The organism is Herbiconiux sp. FW305-C-125 (genome assembly GCF_058783455.1).
In genome coordinates this window covers 718065-740675 of sequence record NZ_JBYSYO010000001.1, presented here as the reverse complement: position 1 = coordinate 740675, position 22611 = coordinate 718065, and the positions used below count along the sequence as shown (strand labels likewise).

Genomic DNA, 22611 nt, shown 5'->3' with positions numbered 1-22611 from the left:
TGGTTAGGTACGCCTCACAGGGTCTAGGAGCATTCATTGGCAGATCTCATCGACACCACCGAGATGTATCTCCGAACGATCCTTGAGCTCGAGGAGGAGAACATCAATCCTCTTCGCGCGCGCATCTCCGAGCGTCTCGGCCACTCCGGCCCCACCGTGTCGCAGACCATCGGGCGCATGGAGCGCGACGGTCTCGTCGTCGTCTCCGTCGACCGGCACCTCGAACTCACCGAGGTCGGGCGCCGCAAGGCCATCTCGGTCATGCGCAAGCACCGCCTCGCCGAGCGCCTGCTGAGCGACGTCATCGGTCTCGACTGGGAGCTGGTGCACGAAGAGGCATGCCGCTGGGAGCATGTGATGAGCGAGCAGGTCGAGCTGCGCATCCTGGACATGCTCGACCACCCCACCGAGTCGCCGTACGGCAACCCCATCCCGGGTCTCGACGCATTCGGTGAGGCCGCCGCCATCCCGTTCACGAAGGGCGTTGTGAACATCGTCACCCTCGTGCACGGAGCCGTGGGCCCGCAGACGAAGACCATCCGCCGCCTCGGCGAACCGGCCCAGGTCGACCCCGAGTTGCTGCTGCAGCTGAAGCAGGCCGGCATCGTTCCCGGGGCCACGGCGGCCTTCACCCCGGTCGGTTCCTACGTTCTAGTCGAGGTTGAGGGTTACGGCGAGGGGCTCGAACTGCCCAATGAGGTCGCAAGCCATATATTCGTTGGCATCTAAATCCATCGGGCCGGATGCGGCGTTACAGAATTGTTAAAAAGGGCGGGTCGAGAAGTGACAAACTCCGCACCCTCCCGTATTCTCTAACGAGTCCGAGGCCACCTGACGGCCGCGGGCGCGGGCCAAGACACCTCGATTCCCGTCTCTTGGTCGCTGACTACGCACGCAATTCGGTGTGGACGGGAGCAGTGCCCTAGCTGCGAGAGGTGCCGGAGGATTTCATTTTGGCCCCATATGGTGAGTCGCTCGGTTCCGAGCGAAACCCCGAAAACCCGAATAGACCCGAGACACCTTCCGCTTCATCCGCCAGCACCGGCACCGGTCAGCCCATGACCCGTCGTGAGCGGCGTGAGGCCGAGGCGCGTGCTGCAGCTGGCACATCCGCCGGGTCGGCCCCCGAGGCCGTCGCGCCGGGCACCGATCTCGTGCTGGCAGCGTCGTCGGCCACAGAGCCCGCCATCGCCCGTGCCCCCGAGAGCGTGAAGGCGCTTGAGCTCGCACTTCCGCGGGAGGCAGCGCCGGCTCCGGTCGCCACGACGTCGGCTGTCGCCGCGAAGCGCGGATCGGGCATCCGTATGCCGCGGCTCAAGAAGCCCACGAAGAAGTGCGCCGTGAGCGCGGTCGTCATGACCTTCGCCGCCGCCCTCATCGCCACCATGGCACTGCCCGCATACGCCTTCGGCGGCGGTGGCAACTTCGACAACGGCGTTGCGACCGACACCGCGCTGAGCGGTGCGCAGACGCTCGAGGTGCCGGCCAACGCATCCGCAGCGCTCGCCGTCAGCCGCGACAACTACAAGGCACCCACCACCGAAGAGCTGGCTGCCGCCCGTGAGGCCGCAGCTGCCGCGGTGGCCGCGACCGAGGCGGCGAACCGTGCCGCCGAGGCTGCCGCCGCCAAGGGCGCGACCGCCTCGACCAGCGGTGCTTTCACCGTCAACCCGCCGCAGGGCTCCTACAGCGGTGCCGCGATCGTGGCGTTCGCCGAGCAGTTCGTGGGCGTCGTGCCCTACGGCTCGGGTGCGAGCCCCGACACGAGCTTCGGCTGTGACGGCCTCACCCAGTACGTCTTCGGCGCGTTCGGCGTCTACCTGCCGCGCACGGTGAGCAACCAGGCGGCGATGGGTATCCCGATCTCCCCGGCGGATGCGCAGGCCGGTGACCTCATGATCTACCCGATCGGTCACGTCGGCATCTACGACGGCAACGGCGGCATGATCGACTCGCCCGACTGGGGCCGTTACGTCGAGCACCGCCCGGTGTGGGGGAGCTACTACTTCGTGCGCATCGTCGCCTAGTTCTGCGCAGACGGCGTGTAAACACTCCGTTACCGACTCCTGAATCGGCGTGCCACGAATATGTGGCACGCCGATTCTGTCGTAACCTGATGCTCTGATCGTCGAAGGAATCGGGAGAGCCTGATGTCACAGGGTAGGAGCATCCGCACCACGGATCGCCTTCTGCCGCCCGTGCGCAGGCACACGAGTGTGTTCAGTCAGGGCCGGATATCGGTCTCTGCGAGCAAGGCGCTGTCATTGTGACGGCGCCTTTTTTGTTGCCCACGCGTCTCCCGGCCCGCTCGTCGACATGTGAATCATCGAACACCTGGAAAGCCGTCCAGGTCTCTTCGAAAGGGAGAGCATGCGAACACTGGTCCTCAACGCAGGATATGAACCGCTCGGGGTCGTCTCGTTCAAGCGGGCGCTCGTTCTGGTCTTGAACGAGAAGGCGCGAGTCTTGGCGAGCGACGACGAGCATCCGGTCTTCGGCACCTCGGGTGCCTACGAACGGCCGGCGGTCATCCTGCTCACCCGGTACGTACGGGTGCCCTTGAATCGGATGATGCCGGTGTCGCGGCGCGGCGTGCTGCGTCGTGACGGGCAGCGCTGCGGGTACTGCGGCGCGTCGGCCACGACGATCGATCACGTGCAGCCGCGCTCCCGTGGCGGGAAGGACACCTGGGAGAACCTGGTGGCGTGCTGCCTACGCTGCAACAACGTGAAGGGCGACCGCACGCCGGCCGAGATGGGCTGGTCACTGCGCTTCGCCCCGCGGATGCCGCATCAGGCCGGGTGGTCGATCAAGGGCACCGAGAAGGCGGAGCCGCAGTGGGAGACGTTCTTGGCGGCTGCCTGAGCCGGCCGCCGGGCGTGACCGGCTGCACCCGCTAAACTCGTGGGGTCAGCCTCTGTAGCTCAATGGAAGAGCGACTCCGTCCTAAGGAGCAGGTTGGGGGTTCGAGTCCCTCCAGGGGCACCGCTGTGCTAGCCCTACGAGGATGCGTCCTCCGATTCATCAGGCGTCCGTCGACGGATCGGCTTGCCGGGGAGCATGAGCTTGTCCGCATGGCTCGTCGATTTCAGTGCGCGGGTCTCGTCGCGTATCGCCGCAATGCCGATGATCAGCGCGACGATGAGCGCACCGACGCCGATGAGCCAACCCATGATCGGGACGCTACACCCGCCGGCATACTCATGCGCACCTTCCGGTTCGTGCGCTGACGTGCGAGAATAGTTTGGTACCGAACGAAAGGATGGGTCATGAGCTTTGAGCGCATTGCACTGATCACGGGTGCCAATCAAGGGGTGGGGTTTCAGGTCGCCAAGGAGCTCGTGGCGAACGGGGTGACGGTTCTGTTGGGGTCGCGCGACGCCGCGAAGGGCGTCGCCGCCGCGGAAGAGATCGGCGAGGGTGCCATCCCCATCCAGATCGACATCACCGACAGTGACTCGATCCACGCGGCGAAGACGCGGATCGAGAGCGAGTTCGGCCGGCTCGATCTGCTCGTCAACAACGCCGGGATCTCGCGCGCGGCCCGAGACGACGGAGACTTCCTCGAGGGGTACGCGGCGGCGAACAAGGCCAGCACGGCATCGCTCGACGAGATCCGCACGGTGTGGGAGACCAATGTCTTCGGCACGCTCGCGGTGTACCAGGCGATGCTCCCGCTGCTGCGGAGATCGTCGGATGCGCGCATCGTGAACGTCTCCAGCGGCGTGGGATCGCTCACCGCCAACGCCGACCCGAGCTATCCGTACCACTCGATGTTCGGGCCGGTGTATCCGGCGTCGAAGGCGGCGGAGAATGCCATCACCCTTGCGATCATGGTCGAGCTCGAGGACACCGACATCAAGGTGAACCTGGTGTCGCCGGCGTTCACCGCGACGAACCTCAACTCGTTCGCGGGGACCGAGTCGCTGGAGGACGGATCGCGCGAAGTGGTGCGCGTCTGCCTGCTCGGGCCGGACGGACCGAGCGGCACCTTCACCCGGTGGGAGAACCAGAGCATCCCGTGGTGACATGGACTCGGTGATGCCTCCAACGGGGGAGTCGGATTCGCTCGGCGCCTGGGCGAAGCGCTACTACTATGCGAACCGACTGGCCGTCGAGACGCTCCTGAAGGCACACGGCATCGGCTCGACCCAGTGGCTCGTCCTCCGCCACCTCGCCGCCGAGGGTCCGACCGCGCAACGTGATCTCGGGCCCATCATCGGGGCCGAACGCGCGGCGCTCAGCGGCATCGTGGCGACGCTCGTGCGCAAGGGCTTCGTCGAGCAGACGACCTCCGCCGCCGATCAACGACAGCGCGAACTCGCCCTGACGCCGTCGGGGCGCCGGCTGCTGGACGGTCTCCCGGACCCGTTCGCGGAAGTCCGCGGGGTCGCGCTCGCGGGCATCGACCCCGCCGACATCGACGCAGCGATCACGGTGCTGCAACGCGCCATCGCCAACGTGCAAGCGCATGATTTCAGCCGGTAGCCATCCTGAGCATCCGCGAGGCTATTGGCTGCTCGTGGGGAGGGGCGCGAGGGCGCGGTCGACGAGGTCGGCGATGAAGGGGCGAGTCGCGGGCTTCGCCTCGAAGGTGACCCGCACGAGGACTGCTCCCGTGAGCGTCACGAGCACGAGGTCGACGTCCCCGGGGGCGAGGTGGGCCGACAGGACCCGGCGGAGGCCGGCCGTGCCGGTGTCGTAGAGACGCCGGCGCAGCTGGTCGACGACGGGATCGGAACCGCTGCGCTCGATGATGCCGCCGAGCACCCGCGCCAGGTGGCCGGCCGAGAGGTCCGAGGCGAAGTCCGCGAGGCCGGCGATGAGGTCGGCGCGCAGGTTGCCCGTGGGCTCGGGGTGGTGGGCCTCGTCACAGATGCGATCGACCGCATCCCGCACCAGGTCGATGCGCTGTGGCCAGTGCGTGTAAACCGTGGCTTTCGCGTAGCCCGAGCGGCGGGCCACCTCGGCGTGCGTCACGCGCTCCCAGCCGTCGAGAAGGAGGATGTCGGCCGCCGCGGCGACGACGTCGCGCCGCGTGCGGGCGATCCGCGGGTCGGTCAGCTGCGAGTCGGTCACGATAGGCAGTCTAGACAGAAACGGACTTCTGTGCTGTTAATAGACAACATGACCAATAGTGAATCGATCGTCCATCCATCTGGCGTGAGCGTGCTCGCGCTGCCCACCGGCAGCTATGCGACGAGAGCCGCCCTCGCCTTCCGTGGCGGGTCGTTCTTCGACGTGCGCCAGTTCGCCGCCACCCCCGTGCTCGTGCGCCACCCGCAAGGCGATCTGCTCATCGACGCCGGGTTCGGCCGCGACTTCGACGCGCACCTGCGGATGCTGCCCTCCTACCAACGGGCGGCGCACACCGTGGGGGTGCCGGTCGTCGACCAACTGATCGACGCCGGCTACGACCCGGAACAGCTGGCGGGCATCCTGCTCACCCATTCGCACTGGGACCACGTGAGCGGGATCGCCGACCTCGACGCGCCGGTGCTGATCACCGAGGCGGAGATCGCCTATGCGGCGCACGCCAAGAACGACACGGTCTTCGCCGCCGTCTCACCCGGCCACCGGCTGATCACCTACACCTTCGACGACGGCCCGTTCGAGGGCTTCCCGGCCAGCCACGATCACTACGGCGACGGCTCGGTGGTCGTGGTTCCGGCCGCGGGGCACACCTCCGGGTCGGTGATCGTGTTCGTGCACGCATCCGACGGGGCGCGATACGCCTTCATCGGCGACCTCGCCTGGCAGCTCGACGGGGTGCAACGCCACGTGGACCGGCCGTGGCTGATGCGGCGGCTCGCCGACAGCGACCCCGATCAGGTGCGTGCCGACCTGGCCCGCGTCTCCGCGCTCGCGGGCCGTTACCAGGTCATCCCGGCGCACGACGCCCGAGCGTTCGACGGCATCCCGACGCTGAGCGCCGAGGCGCTCCGATGAGCGCCGACCGCATCGCCGCCGGGCGCGCGGTGTATGCGCGCAACTTCGGGGTGGACGAAGCGACCGCCCAGCAGGCCATGGAAAGCCGGGTCGGGCCGGCGTTCGTGGCCGAGGCCTTCTTCGCCGCCGGCGGCCCCGGCTGGTCGGGCGAGCACCTCACCGACCGCGACCGCAGCCTCGCCACCATCGGCGCGCTGGTCGCACAAGGCGTCACGGATGATCGGCTCGAGGTCTACCTTTCCGTCGCCCGCCGAAACGGCGTCGACGAGCAGGGCCTGGCCGAGCTGATGATCCTCCTCACCGCTTACGTCGGCCAACCGCCAGCCTCGCTCGCGATGCAGGCGGTGCGCCGGACGGCGGTCAGCGCTCCATGACGATGATGGCCCGGCCCGAGATCTCGCCGCGGTCGAGCGCGGCGTAGGCCTCGCCCGCCTCTTCGAGGGAGTAGCGGCGGGTGACGGCGCGGGCGACGTCGTAGCCGCCGGATGCCGCCATCTCCACCACCTTCGGCAGGTCGCGCCGGGTGCGCGCACCGAACGAGCCCATGATGACCTGGCCTCGCCGCACCAGCGGAGTGATGGGCACAGCGGCGGTGGCGGCGCCGGCGGCGATGCCGACGGCGACCATCCGCCCGCCCTCGCGGAGGAGCGACACCGCGAGCTCGAAGGTCTGCGGTCGGCCGAGTGCCTCGAACGCCACGCTCACCCCTTTGCCGCCGGTGGCCTCGCGCACGCGCGCCGGCACATCCTCACGGGTGGAGTTGATGACGATGTCGGCGCCGAGCTCGCGCGCCGCGGCGAGCTTGTCGTCGTTGACGTCGATGGCGATGATCGGGCTCGCCCCGAGGTAGCGACCGACCTGGATGAGGCTCGATCCGATGCCCCCGGTGGCCACGATCGCCATCGACTCGCCGGCCACGATCTCCGACTTCGCGGCCGCGCCGTACGCGGTGAACGCCGCGCACCCGAGCACCGCCGCCTCCTCGAAGCTCAGCCCCGCGGGCAGCGGCGCCAGCGCCGACAACGGCACCACCGCGTATTCGGCGAGCCCTGCCATGGAGTACATCGACAGGCGAGTGCCGTCGGCCCGGTGCAGCCGTGTCGTGCCGTCGAAGAGGTTGCCCTTCAACCGGTTCTGTTCGAAGAAGGCCTCGCACATGTCGTCGCGGCCGGCGCGGCACGACTCGCACTCGGTGCACGGCATGATGAACGCGCCGACGACGCGCTGGCCGGCGGCAAGGCCGGTGGGTGCACTGCCCGGCCCGATCGAGACGATCGTGCCGCTCACCTCGTGCCCCATCACCGCGGGCGGCGGGAACGCCACCTCGCCCTTCATGACGTGCAGATCGGTGTGGCACACCCCGCAGGCGGCGACCTTGATGAGCGCCTCGCCCTGCTGCGGTACCGGAACCGGGATCGACTCGACCACGAGCTCCGGCGAGTCGCCGTTCCAGATGGCCGCGCGCATCGTGCTCAACGGCTCGCCCCGATCTTCGACAGCAGCGCTTGCAGTGCGTGCCGGTAGCCGAACCACCCCGCACCCGCGAAGTAGACGGTCGCGATCTCGGCGAAGATGTCGTGCCGGCGCCACTCCTCCCGCGCGTGCACGTTGGAGAGGTGGATGATCGCGAGCGGCACCCCGCACTCGTTCAGCGCATCCCGCAGCGACAGCCCGTAATTGGTCAGCCCCGCGGGGTTGCACACCACACCGTCGATCTCGCCCTCGACCGACTGCAGCCAGTCGATCATCGCCCCCTCGTGGTTCGACTGGAAGTGCACGAGCTCCACACCGATCTCCGCGGCGAGTACGTCGAGGTCGGCGACGATGTCGGGCAGCGTCACCGTTCCGTAGACCTCCGGTTTGCGCACGCCCAGGCGGTTGAGGTTCGGCCCCTGCAGCACGGCGATCTTCATGTGATGTCCTTTCGAGACGGTGGGATGACGGCGGCACGGATGCGCGCCACGAGCTCCGCAGGCTGGTCGGCCGCGAAGAAGTCCGAGGAGTAGGCGACCCCCGCCGCGCCACCGCGGGCCCCGTCGGCGGCCCGCCGCACCGCATCGGCGGCGGAGATGGGCGGGGTGGAGGCGAGGAGGACGGGCACGCCCGCCGCCGCGATCACCCTCTCGACGTCGCCGTCGGCGGGCTGCTCGACCTTCACGGCGTCGGCTCCCAGCTCTTCGGCGGTGCGGATGCCCCAGAGGAGGTGTGCCGCATCCCGCTCCTGCCCGGCGGCGTTCGTGCCGCGGATGAGCGGCTCGAGGATGCAGGGCAGACCCACGGCGTGCGCCTCGCGCACCGCCCGGGCCGCCCGCGCGACGTAGTCGGCCTCGACCGCGGGGTCGCCGTGACCGAGCAGGCAGTAGTGGATGACCGCATCCGCCCCGCTCGCCGCCGCCTCCGCCGCCGAGGAGACCGTGACCCCGACGCCGTCGGCGACCGGGCTGAGCTGAGGCCCGCGCCACTGACTGCACCAGTCGAGGCGCACCACGAGGGTGAGTTCGGGCCGGGCCACGAGCGTTGAGGCGAAGGTGGGCACGGCCGCCTGGGTGAGCAGGATGCCGTCGACGTCGAGTTCGGCGAACGCGCGCAGGTCATCCAGCCGCCGGGTGGCGCCGGGCGGCCCGACCTGCAACCCGACGTCGGCGCAGACGAACACGGCGAAGTCGGTGTCGCCCAGCAGGCGCCGGCGGCGCCGCGCCGCGGGCAGCGTGCTCACGCCGGTCATGCGTGCGCGCCGTGCAGCACACCGGCCGGCACGACCGGATTGCGCAGCACGCCGATGCCCTCGATGTAGGCCTCGACCTCGTCGCCGTCGTGCAGGAACACCGGCGGAGTGCGCGTGAACCCCACCCCCGCCGGCGTTCCGGTGGCGATGACGTCGCCCGGCTCGACCGGCCAGAACTGGGAGAGATGGCTGATCAGCTCGCCGACGCCGAAGATCATCTCGTCGGTCGACGAATCCTGCAGCGTCTCGCCGTTCACCCGGAGGCCGATGCGCAGCCCCCGCGCGTCGCCGAGCTCGTCGACCGTCACCAGCGCCGGGCCCATCGGGCCGAACGTGGGGAACGATTTCGACGTCATCCACTGGCTCGTGCGAGCCTGCCAGTCCCGGGCACTGACGTCGTTCATCACGGTGTAGCCGGCCACCGCCCGCAGGGCCTCGCGCGGCGTCGCGTTGACCACGCGGCGACCCATCACCACCGCCAGCTCCGCCTCGTAGTCGACCTCGGTCGACGAACCCGGCAGGGCGATGGCCGCTCCGCTGCCGACCACCGACGAGCGGTGCTTGGCGAAGACGACGGGCTGGGTGGGGATGGCGGCGCCGGTCTCGGTGGCGTGGTCGCGGTAGTTCAGGCCGATGCAGATGATGGAACGCGGCTGCGGAACCGGCGCCAGCACCTCGAGCTCGCTGACCGGCCGCCAGGAGTCGCGCGGCGCCTCGGCCTGCACGGTCGGCAGCCGCTCGCTCCAGAACGGCCAATCCTCGAGCACCTCGTTCATCGAGAGCGGGACGGGCGCGGCCGCGCCGCTGCGTGCCGCCTCGAGGGGCAGCGCCAGCTCGGTGCCGTCGTCGGCGGCCGTGACCAGGGCCGCCGCCGCGAATCCGCTCTGGTCGATGGAGATGAGTCTCATGATGCCTTCTTCGTGGTGGCGTGGTCGGTGACGCCGAGCAGGCGCCGGATCTCGCGGCTGACCCGGTCGACTTCCGGATGCTCGTCGTCGTCGAGCAGGCGGGGCCGGGGCCGCGTCATCTCGTACTCCGCCAGGATCTGGCCGGGCCGCTTCGACATCACGATCACGCGATCGGAGAGCAGCGTCGCCTCCGAGATGGAGTGCGTGATGAAGAGGACGGTGGGCCGCCGTTCGAGCCACAGGTCTTGCAGGTCATAGCACATCTGCTCGCGGGTGAGGGCGTCGAGGGCTCCGAACGGCTCGTCCATCATGATGAGCGGCGGCTCGTGCAGGAGGGCGCGGCAGATGCCGACGCGCTGCTGCATGCCGCCCGACAACTCGTGCGGCCGGCGGTTCTCGAAGCCCGCGAGCCCGACCTGCGCGAGCAGCGCCTTGGCCTTCGCCGTGGCCTGCTGCTTGGGCATCGACCGCATCTCGGCCTGCAGCAGCACGTTCGAGAGCACCGAGCGCCAGTCCATCAGCAACGGGTTCTGGAACACGATGCCCAGGTCGCTGTGCGGCTTCGTGATGGGCGCTCCGCCGATCGAGACGCCGCCGGCGCTCGGGCGGATGAGGCCGGCGACGGCTTTGAGCAGCGTCGACTTGCCGCAGCCGGACGGCCCGACCACCGAGACGAACTCGCCGGCCCCGATGGTGAGGTCGATCGGGCCGAGGGCGTGCACGGGCCCGCCGCTCGTCTCGTACTCGATCTCGAGTCCGCGTACGTCGATCTGCGTGCCCGTCGCCGCGACCGGCGCCGAGTCCCTGATGTCCGCCATGCTCATGCCGTCGGCCTGCTCACTTGATGTAGTCATTGGTGTAGTACGCGTCGAGCGACGCGGCCGGGGTGAGCCCGGAGTAGGTCGACAGCACGTCTTGCGTGGCTGCCCAGTCGGCTTCATCGGTCTCGCAGATCGGCGATCCCTCGGTGGCCTTCGTGTGCAGGAGCGGCACGGCGGCGTCGATCTGCGTGAGCGCGAGCTCCCGGTCGAAACTCGGCACGCCGGCCACGAAGTCGTCGGCGGCCTTCTCGGGGTTGTCGACCACGAACTGCGCCGCCTCCTGGGTGGCCGCGACGAAGCGCGTCAGCAGGTCTTCGTTGTCGGCGGCCCAGGCCTTATTCACGACGATGCCCATGCTGAGCGTGTCGACACCGAGGTCGGAGAACGCGAGGTAGTCCATGTCCTCACCCGAGGTCTGCTCGATCGCGGGCAGCTGCAGCGTGTAGTAGCCGAGGAAGGCGTCGGATGCGCCGGTCAGCACCGAGCTCTGCTTCGCCGCCGGGTCGGCGAGCCCGACCATGTTCACGTCGCTCTCGCCCAGACCGTTGGCCGCGAGCACGGCCGGGAAGATCTGCGACAGCGAGTCGCCGGGGGTCACGGCGATCGTCTTGCCCTTGAGGTCGTCGAGGCTCGTGATGCCGGCGGATGCGGGGAAGATCGCCGACATGGGATTGCGCTGAGCCAGCACGCAGACCGCCTGAACGGGGAGGCCCTTGCCGACCCCGCCCATCATCGTTCCCGCATCCACCAGCCCGACCGGGTCGCTTCCCGATGCCACCAGCTGGAGGGTCGAGGCCGAGCCCGTGCCCTCCTGCGGCTGCAGCTCGATGCCGTGCTCGGCGTAGATGCCCTCCGCCATGCCGGCGAAGAACCACGGGTGGTCGGCGGCCTCGAAGGTCCAGTTCAGGCGGATCGGCAGGACGTCGAGTTGGTCGCCGCCGGTGGCGGCGGGGGTGCCGGCCGGACTCGCGGCGGAGCAGGCGGCGAGGGCGAGTGCTGCAGAACCGGCGAGGGCGATGGACGCCAGCCGGGCGGGCTTCTTGTTCACGGATCTCTCCTTTGAGATTGAGTCGATGCGGATGCGGGGTGAGGTGCTGGGCAGGATGGTCGCCGGCTCAGACGGCCGGGCCGGTGGTGACGGTGCCCTCGGCGCGCTGGGAGACGTGCCACGGGATGACGAGCCGCTCCACCAGGGAGACGGCGTAGTAGAGCACGAGACCGAGAACCGTGAGGATCGCGATCGCGGCGAACAGCAGGGGCGTGTCGAGGTTCGCGTTCGCACGCAGGAGCAGATAGCCGAGCCCCTGCGTGGCACCGACGAACTCACCCACCACCGCACCGACGACGGCCAGGGTGATGGCCACCTTCACGCCGGCGAACACGTGGGGGAGCGCGGCCGGCAACCGCACCTTGCGGAAGATCGCCCACGTCCCGCCGCCCATCGAGCGCACGAGGCTCGCCATGTCGGGGTTCGACGAGCGCAGCCCCGTCATGGTGTCGAGGAGGATCGGGAAGAAGCAGATCAGGAAGGTCACGAGCACCTTCGGCAGGATGCCGAAGCCGAACCACACCACGAACAGCGGTGCCAGCGCGATCTTCGGCACGGTCTGCAGCAGCACGATGAACGGGTACACCACCGTCTCGAACCAGCGGAACGAGACGAGGAGCATGGCCACCGGGATGCTGATGACCACCGCGATGCTGAAGCCGGCGAGCACCTCGCCCGTGGTGACCAGGGTGGCGGCCCACAGCTCGTCGCGGTTGGTCCAGAGCGACTCCGCCGCGTCGACCGGGGTCGGCAGGATGTAGGTGGGCAGGTCGAACAGCACGGCGATCGCCTGCCAGGCGAGGAGCACGAAGACCCCGACGCCCAGCGTGATGATCCACCGGTGGTTCTTGGCCCAGGCGTTCCGGCGCCGCAGGCGGGCCGGCGCGGCGGGGGTTCCGCCGTCGCCGTCGCTCGCGAGCTGCGTGGCCGCGGTGGCGGTGTTCGTCATCGGGCGCGCCTCAGAACTCGCCGTTGCGCTGCTGGAACTTGGTGGGCTTGCCGATGGTGGGGCCGGATGCGGCGACCCAGTCGCCGACCCGCTCGATCATCTGCGCCAGCGTCGTCGACGGGAAGCCGAACTCGGCCTGCTGCGCGGAGCCGTCCATCACGTAGGCCGTGCCCGACTCGACGCCGTCGAACACCGGGCGGGTGCCGAAGCGCTCGCCGAACCTCTCGGCGAGCCAGCGGATCGAGACGATCTCGGGTCCGGTGATGTTCAGCCGGCGCGGCGGCGTGCTGGCCAGGTGCAGCGAACGGATGGCGTACTCCGCGACGTCGCGCTGCCAGATGACGCTGGCGTGACCCATGGCGAGCGGGATCGGGGTGCCGTCGTGAACGGCCTGCGCGATCTCCTGCAGCACGCCGTACCGGGTCTCGATCGAGTAGCCGAGGCGGAAGATCAGGAGCGGGGTCTCATGCTTCAGGGCGAAGTGCTCGAAGGTGCGCTCCCGGCCGAGGCACGACATGGCGTACTCGCCGATCGGGCCGGGCGCATCCGACTCGCGTGAACCGCCCGTCGAGACGTCGGCGAGCGGGTAGGTCACCAGGGTGGAGAACGCCACGATGCGCGAGTCGCGGAAGCGCTGCGCCACCCGTCCCGGCAGGTAGGAGTTCATCATCCAGGTGTGGTGCTCGTTGCCGGTGGTGCCGAACTTGTTGCCCGCCATGAAGATGACGTTGCGGGCCTCGGGGAGCCCGTCGAGCTCGAGGTCGTCGGTGAGGTCGGCCGGCACGACGTCGACGCCGTAGCTCTCGAGCGACTCCCGGGCGGCCGGGTCGCTGAACCGGGCGACCCCGTAGACGCGCTTGTCGACGCCCGCCTCGACGATGGCGCGGCGCGCCATGATGGCGACGCTCGGCCCGACCTTGCCGCCGACGCCGAGCACCATGATGTCGCCGTCGAGGCGGCTGATGTCGTCGATCAGGGCGGGGGTCGGGACGGTGAGGTCTGCTTCGATCTGCTGAATGGCCGTCATTGGCTTCTCCCGTGGGGTCTCGGGTGACTGCTCTGTCACGAATCAAGACTCACATGTGCGGGATTCCCAAAACGACGGGACAATTCCTAACGATCCTCCTAGGATTTTGGGATGGTCTCACAATCTCTGCGGTACGAGCCCGACGTCGAGGCGCTCACCGCCCGAGCGGTCGAGCTGATGTGGAACACCTACGCGGGTTATTCCGACGACGTCTTCGACAAGTCCGAGCTCATGCCGTCCGTGGCGCGGAACATCGAGCTCGCTGTGCGGGTGCTGCAGCGCGGCACCCCGCCGACGCGGGCGGAGCTCGTCTCGGGTCAGCACCTGGGCGGCCGCCGTGCCGCCCAGGGTGTTCCCCTGGAATCGGTCATCCAGGCCTACCGCTCGACCGAGCGCACGGTGCTTCTCGACCTGTTCTCCGGCTCCCCGGCGTGGCCCGTCGAGCTCACGAGTCACTACGCCGATCTCATCATCAGCACCTTCGACCTGCTGACCGAGGAGATGATCAACTCCTACCGCGAGACGGCGTCGGCGCTCGAGGCGGCGCAGCGCCGGGTCGAGAACGAGTTGGTGACCGCGATCGCGAACGGCATGCCGGCCGGCAACGAGCTCGATCAGTGGACCCGGACTCTGGGGGTCGAACAGCCGGGGCCGTGGTTCTCGTTCGCGATCGGCAGCGTTCGTGCGGCCGACCACGTGGAGGTGCTGCGATTGCGGCAGCGGATCGCGAGCGCGCTGCAGCCCTTCGTGAGCGGCCCACTGCTGTTCGGCGACATGGGCCGGCTGACCGTGGCACTCGCCCGGCCGCGCGGGAGTGCCTCGGGCATCCGGGAGGCTCTGGGCCGGGCGATCGACGGATTCGAGTCGTCGGTCGAGTACGCGGTGGGGCTCGGCGGGGTGAGTGACGGCCTCGTCGCCGCGCACGAGTCGAGTCAGGAGGCGCGGGATGCGGTGGCCGTGGCCCTCAGCGGGGTGCGGTCGACCCGGGTCGTGCCGTTCGAGGACGTGTTGCTCGAGGTGCTGCTGGCGCGGGAGCCGAAACTCGCCACCCGGCTGGTCGACAGCCGCCTCGGGGCGCTCCGCGACCATCCGTACCTGATCGACACGGTGGAGGCCCTCGTTGCGTGCAATCACTCGCAATCGGCGGTGGCCAAGGCCCTGTTCGTGCACCCGAACACCGTGACGTACCGGATGCGTCGCATCCATCAGCTCACCGGCTTCGACCCCCTCGTGATGTCCGACTTCGTGCAGCTGGCGACTGCCCTGCTCTGGTTGCGCATGAACCCGATTGCCCCTTGACGTCGCTGCGCGGCGAGGATTAGCGTGCCTGCGTATCCACAATGTTTCAGCAACAAACTGAAACAACAGGCACAATTCAACGAGGAGTCCCGTGCGCACCGATCGAAATCCACCTCCTGTTCCCGACCGTCCCGTCTCCCGGCGAAGCCTCCTGCTGGGCACCCTGGTCGGCGCCACCGCGGTGGCCGCCATCTCCGGCAGCCAAGGCCTCACGCCGGCGATCGGTACCGTGCCGCCCGCGAGCGGCCTGATCGATCCGGCCCTCACCGGCCAGCATCCGCGACTCATCCTCGGCACGCGCGTCTCGGTGGCCGAGGTGCAGCGTCGCGCGGCCGCTCCCGCATACGCCGGATTCGTGAGCACCATGCTCGGGTACGCGACCGCCCGCGCGGCCCTGCCCACCATCACCGGTGCCGGCAACGACGGGCAGTGGCAGACGGTGTACTGGGGCATTCCCGAGCTCGCGATGTCGTACATCATCACCGGGGACACGGCGTATTCCACCAAGCTCCGCAACTGGACGCTCTACGTGGCCGACCCAGCGAACTTCCCTGACTGGGGCGGTGAGAACGGCGGCTCGATGTCGAACGCCGTCGCGCTCATCGCGGTCGCCATCGCCTACGACTGGTGCTACGAACTCTTCAGCGACACCGAGCGCGCGATGATCCGCGACAAGCTCGCCCTGCAGGCCGATCGCCTCATCGCGCAGTTCTCGAACACCTCGGTCGCGACCGACGCGTACTGGAAGAACGATCCCCAGCCGAACCACCGCCACTTCCGTATCGACGGTATCGTCACCGCGGCCGCGGCGATCCACGGCGACGGCGCTGCCGACAGCATGGAGAGCGACGACTACCGGCTGGAGTTCGGCCGGAGCCAGCTGCGCCAGGTGCTCAGCTGGATCTCGCCGGACGGGTCGCAGCACGAGAGCATCACCTACGCCACCTACGGCAACGAGCACCTGGTGCGCGCCGTCGACGTGCTGGAATCGATCGGGAGCGGCGACCTCTGGGCGGAGCCCGAGATCCCGGGCATGGGCTCGTTCAAGATCGACGTCTCGCTGCCGACGAACGTCGGGCAGTTCTCCTACGGCGACACCGACGGATCGCTCTACTACTTCAACCCCTACCTCTGGCACATCGCTTCGAAGTACCAGGACACGCAGCTGCAGGAGTTCCTGCAGCGGCTGTACCAGTCGGGTCCGGCGGGGGTGAGCTCGTTCTTCTACAACGCCTGGAACCTGCTCTGGCACGACGACTCGCTCGCGGCGTCGGGGCTCGACGACCGGCAGACCACCCGGCTCTACCCCGACCTCGGCGTGCTCGCCTCCCGCTCCGACTGGAGCGCGACCGGTGTCTCCCTGCACCTCAAGGCGGGTGTGATGGGTGGCGTGCGCCTCAACGAGTGGCGCGACCGGCTGGGCCCGAACTCCCGCTACATCAACGTCGGTCACGATCACCCCGACGGCGGCCACTACAGCATGTCGTTCGGGGGAGCCATCTTCGGTGCGTACGCGCCCTACGGCGCCTACCTCACGAAGCAGACCAACAGCGTGGTGGCGGGCGCCGACATCGGGCAGGCGGGCGAGCGGGCCACCGGGTTCACCCAGCCCTACACCGACATGCGAGGGCGCGCCTCCATCCCCGCCGTCAGCGCCCTCGGCGCCGACACGGTCGTGGTGGCCGACACCTCGGGGCTCTACGCCGCCCCGAGCACCTCGGGCATCACCCGCTCCCGGCGCACCATCGCCTACGTCGACCGGCAGGCCGCCATCGTGCTCGACGACGTCGTGGCCTCCTCGGCCAAGGACATCCACTCGCTGTTCCACAGCAAGGGCACGGCGTCGTCGGTGACGGGAGGCAGCGACATCGCGCAGACGGTCGGCTCCTCGACGGTCACCGCCCGGTATCTGCAGTCTTCGCCCGACTCCGGTGCCACCTTCACCAACGGTGCGGGCCTCCTCCCCGAGCTCGGCACGACCTGGCGCACCACGGTGCCCGGGGCTACCTCGGCGCACATCGCGACCGCGCTCGTGCCCCAGCGTTCGGCAGCGGATGCCGCGACCCTCACCTCGTCGGTGAGCGGGAGCCAGTTCTCGGCCGACCTCACCCGCCCGAACCGCGTCGACACCGTGGCCATCGCCACCACCAGCGACGGCTACGGCGCCCTTTCGCCGGCCGGCGCATCGGGCAACGCACGGGCGCTGCTCGTGCGGAGCGAAGGCGCGACACCGGTGCCGACGAAGCTGACGGCCGTGGATGCGACGTTCGTGGAGTTCGTCGGCGCACGGGTGGAGGTGGCCGGCACCCGCCGCAACCTCCGGCTCGAGACCGACGGAACGGCGCTCACCGTTCAGGTCGATGCGGTGGCTCCGGGGGCGACTCCCGCGGCGAACCTGGTGCTCGGGCACCTGAACCCGGGACCGTTCAGCGTGACCGTCGACGGAACGCTCCGCGACTACTACACGGTGGGAGCGAACGGGCGGATCACGATCGCGCTCGAGCCGACGGCCGCACACACGCTCGTCTTCGACCTGCCCTGAACCGGTGCGGCGGGCCTGCCCTGTGCAGGCCCGCCGCGCTCAGGCCCGCCGCACTCAGGCGAGCACGGGCAGCAGCCGGTGGTCGACGGCGCCCTGCAACGGCTCCCCCCGGCCGTACCGGCCGAGCTCCGCCACCATGAACGCACCGAGCGACGCGACCTCCGTGCCCTGCACCCCCGCCGCGTGCGGCGAGCAGAAGACGTTGGGCAGCTGCAGCAGGAGGTCGTCGGGCGCGAGCGGTTCGGGGTCGGTCACGTCGAGGATCGCATCGATGCGGCCGCTCGCGCACTCCGCCCGGAGCGCGTCGTGATCGACCAGCGCCCCGCGAGCCGTGTTGATCAGGGTGGCGCCGTCGCGCATCAGCGCCAGCCGCCGCGCGTCGATCATCAAGCGGGTCGCGGGCACATCGGGCGCGTGCAACGACACGATGTCACTCGTGGCGCAGAGCTCGTCGAGCTCCAACTGCCGGGCACCGAGCTCGGCGATCGACGCCGGGTCGGCCACGGGGTCGTACACCGCGACATCCCAGTCGTCGGCGACCAGGCGCTCGATCACGCCCCGGCCGATCGCGGATGCCCCCACGATCCCGACCCGTGTGCCCGGCCGCCCACGACGCCCGCGCACCGGGACGAACTCGCCGTGGCGGTACGCCTGCGCGAGCGGGAAGATGCGGTGCGTGGCGAGCGTGATCACCGCGACGGTGTACTCGATCACGGGCTGCGCGCCGAGCGCCGCCGCCGAGGTGACCACGAGACCCGAACGCCAGCCGGCGTCGAGCACGGTGCCCTTGACCGAGCCCGCGGCGTGGAAGACGGCGCGGAGCCGGGGAGCGCGGGCGATCAGCTCGGCGCCGATCGGCACGGCACCCCAACTGGTGATCAGCACCTCCGCCTCGGGCAGGCAGCCGGCGACCTGGTCGTCGAGGCTCGTCAGCGGGCGCGGGTCGAGCAGCTCGACCACCTGGTCCAGTTCGGCGCGCACCGCCGGCGGGAACACCTCACCCACGACGTCGCTCCACATCGACAGGAGCGCCTTGGGTCGCCGGGCGCTCATGCGGCGCTCCTCGACCGGACCCATTCGACAGCTCGCCAGGCCTGGTGGGCCCCGCCGCCCTCGTGGGCGTTGTAGGGGTACACCGCGATCTCCTTGTCCGGCCCGCCATAGCGGTTGAAGGCGGCGAAGACCGTCCGCGGCGGACACAGGGCGTCCATCAGCCCCACCGAGACGAGCGCGGGCGCCTGCGCCCGCGTGACGAGGTTCGCCACATCGAAGTAGGCCAGGGTGTCGAGCACGTGCTGCTCCTGGTCGCGGTGCAGCATCAGGTACTGGATCAGCTCGGCGCAGCCGCCGGCGTTCTCGGAGGAGAGCGCGAGCGCCTCGGGGAAGTCGCACAGGAACGGCACATCGGCCACGACGCCGGCGAGGTCGCCGACGAGGCCCGCCGCCGCGAGTGCGATGCCCCCGCCCTGGCTGACGCCGGTCGTGAAGACCCGATCCGCGTCGACCTCGGGGAGGCTGCGGAGGGCGTCGACCGCGCGGACGGCGTCGACGAAGACCCGCCGGTAGTAGTAGGTGGCCGGCGAGGCGATGCCGCGGGTGAGCCAGCCCGCCGCCTCGGCACCCGTGCCGCCGTGCGGGTCGGGGGTCGCGCCCGCCGTCCAGGCGCCGCCCTGCCCGCGGGTGTCGACCGCGAGGTGGGCGAAGCCGGCCTGGGGCCAGAGGTGCGGCTCGTGCGCGAATCCGCGGCCGCCTCGATAGCCGTGGAACTCCACCACCCCGGACAGTGGGCGGGTGCCGGTATGCACGGGAAGCCGCAGCCAGGCCCGGATGCGGTCACCGCCGAATCCGGCGAACGACAGGTCGAAGGTGCGGAGCCCCGGGAAGCCGAGGTCGACCTCCGTCAGCTGCACGTCGAGCTCGAAGGTACGGGCCTCGGCGAGGCTGTCGGCCCAGAACGGCTCGAAGTCGGCCGGGACGGTCAGCTCGGGGGAGTGAGCGCGGAGCTGCTCGAGGGGGAAGTCGAATTGCATGAGGTCCTCGTGGAGGTCGGGGGTCAGTTCGTCGACAGCGTGATCGACTGCAGGATGTCGGTGGCCGAGAAGCCCACGTGGGCGGTGAACGCGCCGGGCTCGACCTGCCAGGAGTGCTGATCGGTCGACCAGTGCGCGAACTGCCGGCGGGGCACGCGGATGCGCACGACGGCACGCGCGCCGGCCTCGAGCTCGACGGCGGCGAACGCGCCGAGCCAGAGCGGCGGCCGGGTCACCGCCGACTCGGCGCGTGAGAGGTACACCTGGACGACCTGACGGCCGCGCCGGGCTCCGGTGTTGCTGATGGGCACGACCACCACCGTGGTCTCCCCGTCGTCGTCGGTCTCGGCGACGACATCGCCCACCCGCCACGAGGTGTACCCCAGGCCGTGGCCGAACGCGAAGGCCGGACCGGCCGGGCTGAGGGCCCAGGCGCGGTGACCGATGGCGACACCCTCCTCGTACCACAGGGTGCCGTCCGTCGGCACGACGTTCTGCACGGGGGCGTCGGCGAGACGCTCCGGCCAGGTGGTGGGAAGCCGGCCGCCCGGCTCCGCCTGACCGGTCAGGAGCGCCGCCACCGCCTCGCCGAACTCCTGCCCGCCGAACCAGGTGAGCAGGATCGCGGCGACCCGGTCGCGCCAGGGCAGTTCGACGGGGGCGCCGGCGCTCAGCACCACGACCGTGCGGGGGTTGACCGCGGCGACCGCCTCGACCAGGGCGTCGTGCTCGGCCGGCAGCGCCAGGTCGGTGCGGTCACGACCCTCGGTCTCGATGCGGGCATCCGTGCCGACGAAGACGATCGCCACGTCGGCCGCCTCGGCCGCGGCGATCGCCGCCGCGCGCAACTCGGCGGCATCCGCCGGGAGGACCCGGCCGATGCGCACGTCGAGAATCCGCAGCTCCAGGTCTTCCGGTGCGTCGGCAACGACCACCACCCGCACGGCGCGGCCCGCGATCGCGTCGAGCTGCGCCGACAGTCGCGACTCCCCGGTCACGCGGGCGCCGTCGACACTCAGCGAGCCGCCGGCCGGCAGCTCCACCACGAGCTCGAGCGGGCCGTCCTGCTGCGGCAGCACGTCGAACTCCGCGGTCAGCTCGCGCGCCGCGACCGGCAGGCCGCCGAGCCAGATCAGGCGCGAGGAGGTGCGGAGCTCATCGCTCAGCACGCGCCCCGCCGCATCCGTCAGGACGACGTGCATCGCTCCCGGGGTGCCGTCGGGCGCCTGGAACTCCTCGGCACGGAACGGTTCCGGATGCTCGGCCACCACGCCGGCGTGCTCGCTGACCTCGATTCCCGGGATGGCCCGGAGCGCCTGCGCCGGAGTGCTGACGTGATCGGGGATCACCGCTGCGCTGCCGCCGCCCTGGGTGCGGGGCCGGACGGCTCCCGGGCCGAGCACGGCCACCCGGAGAGGCTGCTCGCCGGAGGCGAGCGGCAGGGTGCCGTCGTTGCTGAGCAGGACCGAGCCCCGCTCGAGCAGGCGCCGAGCGGATTCGCTCGTCTCGGCGGCCGGCTTCACGGCCACCCGGTGATCGGCGCCGAGCGCGCCGACGCGCTGGGCCAGGGTCAGCAGGTGCAGCACCTTCTCGTCGAGCGTCTCGACCGGCACCGTTCCCGCTTCGACGGCGGCGCGCAGCGCATCGTCCCAGACCCCGCCCGCCACTCCGTCGGAGCCCGGCATGGCGAGGTCCTGGCCGGCCGACGCCGCGTCGATCGACCGCACGGCCGACCAGTCCGACACCACCGCGCCGTCGAAGCCCCACTCCGAACGGAGCGGATCGCGGAGCAGGTCGTGTTCGGTCATCCGCACGCCGTCGACCGAGTTGTAGGCGCTCATCACGCTCCACACCCCCGCGGCGACCGCATCCTCGAAGGGGCGGAGGTAGAGCTCGCGGAGGGTCGTCTCGTCGGCCTCGACCGAGACGGTCATGCGCTCGGTCTCCGAGTCGTTCAGCACGTAGTGCTTGGCGCAGGCGCCCACCCCGTTGTCCTGGAGCCCGGCGATGTATCGCACCGCGAGGGCGGAGGTGAGGTATGGGTCTTCGGAGAACGATTCGAACGACCGCCCGCCGAGCGGGGTGCGGTGCAGGTTGACGGTCGGGCCGAGCACGACGTCGACCCCGTGCCGGGCCGCCTCGGAGGCCAGGTCGGTGCCCACCTGGTAGGCCAGCGCCGGGTCCCAACTCGCCGCGAGCGCTCCCGCGGAGGGCAGGTTGAGTGAGGGCTGCCGTTCGTCCATCGACGGGCCGCGCACCCCCGCCGGGCCGTCGGACAACACGATGGGGCGCAATCCGATCCGCGGCACGGGCGCCGTCGTCCAGAAGTCGCGCCCGCTCACGAGGGCCACCTTCTCGTCGAGGGTGAGGGCGGCCAGCGCCTCTTCGACGTTCCGCACGGGCGTGCGCGGTGCCCGCGGATGGGCCGCCAGCCACGCATCGGCGGCCGAAAGGGCCTCGGTGAGCGGGGGGAGTTCGGGGTGCCAGCGCAGTTCCCACTCGAGGCTGAGGTAGCCGTCGTAGCCGCGGGAGTCGAGCTGGATCAGCACCTCCTCCAGCGGCAGCGCGCCCGTTCCCGGGAGCACCGGCCGCGGGTCACGGCGGCTCCCGACGTCTTTGATCTGCACATGGCGGAGCCACGGGGCGAGGAGGGCCGCGGTGGTGCTGACCGGTTCCGCCGCCACCCAGGGGTGCGCGATGTCCCAGATGGCGCCGACGCGCTCGTCGTCGACCGCGTCGAGCACCCGGGCCACCGACAGCCCGGTGGGGTGGCTGTCGTGGGTCTCGAGCCAGATGTCGACGCCCGCGTGGCCGGCGGCAGCGCGGAGCCGGCGGATGATCGCCGTGTCGTCGTCGCCGCCGGCGAACACCCGGATGGCCGTGAACCCCAGGTCGCCGGCGAGATCGGCTTCGGCGCGCAGGCCCGCGATCACCTGCGCGTCGTCGGCGTCGGGCCCGTCGAGGGTCAGGTACGTCGCGAGGCACACGCGCTCGACGCTGCCGAGCGTCGACGCGATGTCCGCCCGCTGCGCCCGGTCGATGCCCGTGTGCACTGCCGTCTCGGTGCTGGAGCGCAGCTCGATCGCGTTCCATCCCGATGTCTCCGCCAGCCGCACGATCTCGTCGATTCCCGCGGTGGGACAGCCCAAGGTGGAAAAAGCACGCCGTCGTGTCATGAATCGGGTCCTCACGAGTGGGATTGCGATGGGTAACGCTGCGTAGAAACGCATTAGAGACATTACAGAAACAAACTGCAGAAACAAAGCGCAAATCGGCGTTTCTGATCGCAGGCGCGCCAAATCGCGGCACGCGA

At 70.1% G+C, this 22611-nt stretch carries 22 protein-coding genes and 1 tRNA gene; 10 read left to right on the top strand and 13 right to left on the bottom strand.

The window, feature by feature from the left end; genetic code table 11:
• The first annotated feature begins 36 nt into the window (after positions 1-36).
• From AC3WLB_RS03740 to AC3WLB_RS03725, 4 genes are all read left to right on the top strand, one after another.
• Positions 37-729: an iron-dependent transcriptional repressor DtxR gene (locus AC3WLB_RS03740; protein WP_022897441.1), complete on the top strand. Its 693-nt coding sequence runs from the start codon at positions 37-39 to the stop codon at positions 727-729.
• Positions 730-1058: 329 nt separating this feature from the next.
• Positions 1059-2027 (top strand): C40 family peptidase, encoded by a 969-nt coding sequence (locus AC3WLB_RS03735; protein WP_492503400.1) that lies wholly within the window; start codon positions 1059-1061, stop codon positions 2025-2027.
• A gap of 343 nt (positions 2028-2370) precedes the next feature.
• A complete protein-coding gene (locus AC3WLB_RS03730; protein WP_022897439.1) occupies positions 2371-2865 on the top strand; it encodes an HNH endonuclease in 495 nt (164 codons plus the stop codon).
• A 48-nt stretch (positions 2866-2913) separates the two neighbouring features.
• Positions 2914-2985: transfer RNA gene (locus AC3WLB_RS03725), tRNA-Arg, on the top strand.
• 14 nt (positions 2986-2999) lie between these two features.
• Here AC3WLB_RS03725 and AC3WLB_RS03720 read toward each other — a convergent pair.
• Positions 3000-3173 (bottom strand): hypothetical protein, encoded by a 174-nt coding sequence (locus AC3WLB_RS03720; RefSeq protein WP_492503398.1) that lies wholly within the window; start codon positions 3171-3173, stop codon positions 3000-3002.
• 96 nt (positions 3174-3269) lie between these two features.
• Between AC3WLB_RS03720 and AC3WLB_RS03715 the strand changes: the two genes are divergently transcribed.
• Positions 3270-4028: an SDR family NAD(P)-dependent oxidoreductase gene (locus AC3WLB_RS03715; protein ID WP_492503396.1), complete on the top strand. Its 759-nt coding sequence runs from the start codon at positions 3270-3272 to the stop codon at positions 4026-4028.
• A 13-nt stretch (positions 4029-4041) separates the two neighbouring features.
• Positions 4042-4488: a MarR family winged helix-turn-helix transcriptional regulator gene (locus AC3WLB_RS03710; protein ID WP_492503394.1), complete on the top strand. Its 447-nt coding sequence runs from the start codon at positions 4042-4044 to the stop codon at positions 4486-4488.
• A 21-nt stretch (positions 4489-4509) separates the two neighbouring features.
• Here AC3WLB_RS03710 and AC3WLB_RS03705 read toward each other — a convergent pair whose 3' ends face one another.
• Positions 4510-5079: a TetR/AcrR family transcriptional regulator gene (locus AC3WLB_RS03705; RefSeq protein WP_492503392.1), complete on the bottom strand. Its 570-nt coding sequence runs from the start codon at positions 5077-5079 to the stop codon at positions 4510-4512.
• A gap of 84 nt (positions 5080-5163) precedes the next feature.
• Here AC3WLB_RS03705 and AC3WLB_RS03700 point away from each other — a divergent pair, with 84 nt between their 5' ends.
• Both AC3WLB_RS03700 and AC3WLB_RS03695 read left to right on the top strand, forming a co-directional pair.
• Complete coding sequence (locus AC3WLB_RS03700) at positions 5164-5949, top strand: MBL fold metallo-hydrolase (protein ID WP_492503390.1); 786 nt, start codon at positions 5164-5166, stop codon at positions 5947-5949.
• Entirely contained in the window at positions 5946-6323 is a 378-nt protein-coding gene (locus AC3WLB_RS03695) for a carboxymuconolactone decarboxylase family protein (protein WP_492503388.1), read from the top strand. The genes AC3WLB_RS03700 and AC3WLB_RS03695 overlap by 4 nt, the downstream gene beginning before the upstream one ends.
• Here the strand turns inward: AC3WLB_RS03695 and AC3WLB_RS03690 are convergent.
• From AC3WLB_RS03690 to AC3WLB_RS03655, 8 genes are all read right to left on the bottom strand, one after another.
• On the bottom strand, positions 6310-7416 hold the full coding sequence (locus tag AC3WLB_RS03690) for a zinc-binding dehydrogenase (RefSeq protein WP_492504658.1): 1107 nt from the start codon (positions 7414-7416) through the stop codon (positions 6310-6312). The two genes, AC3WLB_RS03695 and AC3WLB_RS03690, sit on opposite strands and share 14 nt — an antisense overlap.
• Before the next feature lie 5 nt (positions 7417-7421).
• A complete protein-coding gene (locus AC3WLB_RS03685) occupies positions 7422-7862 on the bottom strand; it encodes a type II 3-dehydroquinate dehydratase (RefSeq protein ID WP_492503386.1) in 441 nt (146 codons plus the stop codon).
• On the bottom strand, positions 7859-8674 hold the full coding sequence (locus AC3WLB_RS03680; RefSeq protein WP_492503384.1) for a hypothetical protein: 816 nt from the start codon (positions 8672-8674) through the stop codon (positions 7859-7861). Before AC3WLB_RS03680 ends, AC3WLB_RS03685 begins: the two co-directional genes overlap by 4 nt.
• Complete coding sequence (locus tag AC3WLB_RS03675) at positions 8671-9582, bottom strand: fumarylacetoacetate hydrolase family protein (RefSeq protein WP_492503382.1); 912 nt, start codon at positions 9580-9582, stop codon at positions 8671-8673. Before AC3WLB_RS03675 ends, AC3WLB_RS03680 begins: the two co-directional genes overlap by 4 nt.
• Complete coding sequence (locus tag AC3WLB_RS03670; RefSeq protein ID WP_492503380.1) at positions 9579-10436, bottom strand: ABC transporter ATP-binding protein; 858 nt, start codon at positions 10434-10436, stop codon at positions 9579-9581. Before AC3WLB_RS03670 ends, AC3WLB_RS03675 begins: the two co-directional genes overlap by 4 nt.
• Positions 10420-11451 carry an ABC transporter substrate-binding protein gene (locus tag AC3WLB_RS03665; protein ID WP_492503378.1) on the bottom strand — a complete coding sequence of 344 codons (1032 nt, stop codon included), beginning with the start codon at positions 11449-11451 and terminating at the stop codon, positions 10420-10422. Before AC3WLB_RS03665 ends, AC3WLB_RS03670 begins: the two co-directional genes overlap by 17 nt.
• 67 nt (positions 11452-11518) lie before the next feature.
• Positions 11519-12400, bottom strand: coding sequence for an ABC transporter permease (locus tag AC3WLB_RS03660; protein ID WP_492503376.1), 882 nt, complete (start codon positions 12398-12400; stop codon positions 11519-11521).
• A gap of 10 nt (positions 12401-12410) precedes the next feature.
• A complete protein-coding gene (locus AC3WLB_RS03655; protein ID WP_492503374.1) occupies positions 12411-13427 on the bottom strand; it encodes an NAD-dependent epimerase/dehydratase family protein in 1017 nt (338 codons plus the stop codon).
• Between the two features lie 111 nt (positions 13428-13538).
• Between AC3WLB_RS03655 and AC3WLB_RS03650 the strand changes: the two genes are divergently transcribed.
• Both AC3WLB_RS03650 and AC3WLB_RS03645 read left to right on the top strand, forming a co-directional pair.
• Complete coding sequence (locus tag AC3WLB_RS03650; RefSeq protein WP_492503372.1) at positions 13539-14726, top strand: PucR family transcriptional regulator; 1188 nt, start codon at positions 13539-13541, stop codon at positions 14724-14726.
• A 91-nt stretch (positions 14727-14817) separates the two neighbouring features.
• The gene (locus AC3WLB_RS03645) at positions 14818-17268 is read left to right on the top strand and encodes a DUF4962 domain-containing protein (RefSeq protein ID WP_492503370.1); all 2451 of its coding nucleotides are present in this window, start codon (positions 14818-14820) and stop codon (positions 17266-17268) included.
• A gap of 54 nt (positions 17269-17322) precedes the next feature.
• Here the strand turns inward: AC3WLB_RS03645 and AC3WLB_RS03640 are convergent, their stop codons facing one another.
• Genes AC3WLB_RS03640 through AC3WLB_RS03630 form a run of 3 tightly spaced genes read right to left on the bottom strand, consistent with a single transcriptional unit; the run spans position 17323 to position 22474 of the window.
• Positions 17323-18321, bottom strand: coding sequence for a hydroxyacid dehydrogenase (locus AC3WLB_RS03640; protein WP_492503368.1), 999 nt, complete (start codon positions 18319-18321; stop codon positions 17323-17325).
• Positions 18318-19298 carry an acetylxylan esterase gene (locus AC3WLB_RS03635; protein WP_492503366.1) on the bottom strand — a complete coding sequence of 327 codons (981 nt, stop codon included), beginning with the start codon at positions 19296-19298 and terminating at the stop codon, positions 18318-18320. Before AC3WLB_RS03635 ends, AC3WLB_RS03640 begins: the two co-directional genes overlap by 4 nt.
• Positions 19299-19321: 23 nt before the next feature.
• Positions 19322-22474, bottom strand: a complete 3153-nt coding sequence (locus AC3WLB_RS03630) for a glycoside hydrolase family 3 C-terminal domain-containing protein (RefSeq protein WP_492503364.1) — start codon at positions 22472-22474, stop codon at positions 19322-19324.
• Positions 22475-22611 lie beyond the last annotated feature (137 nt).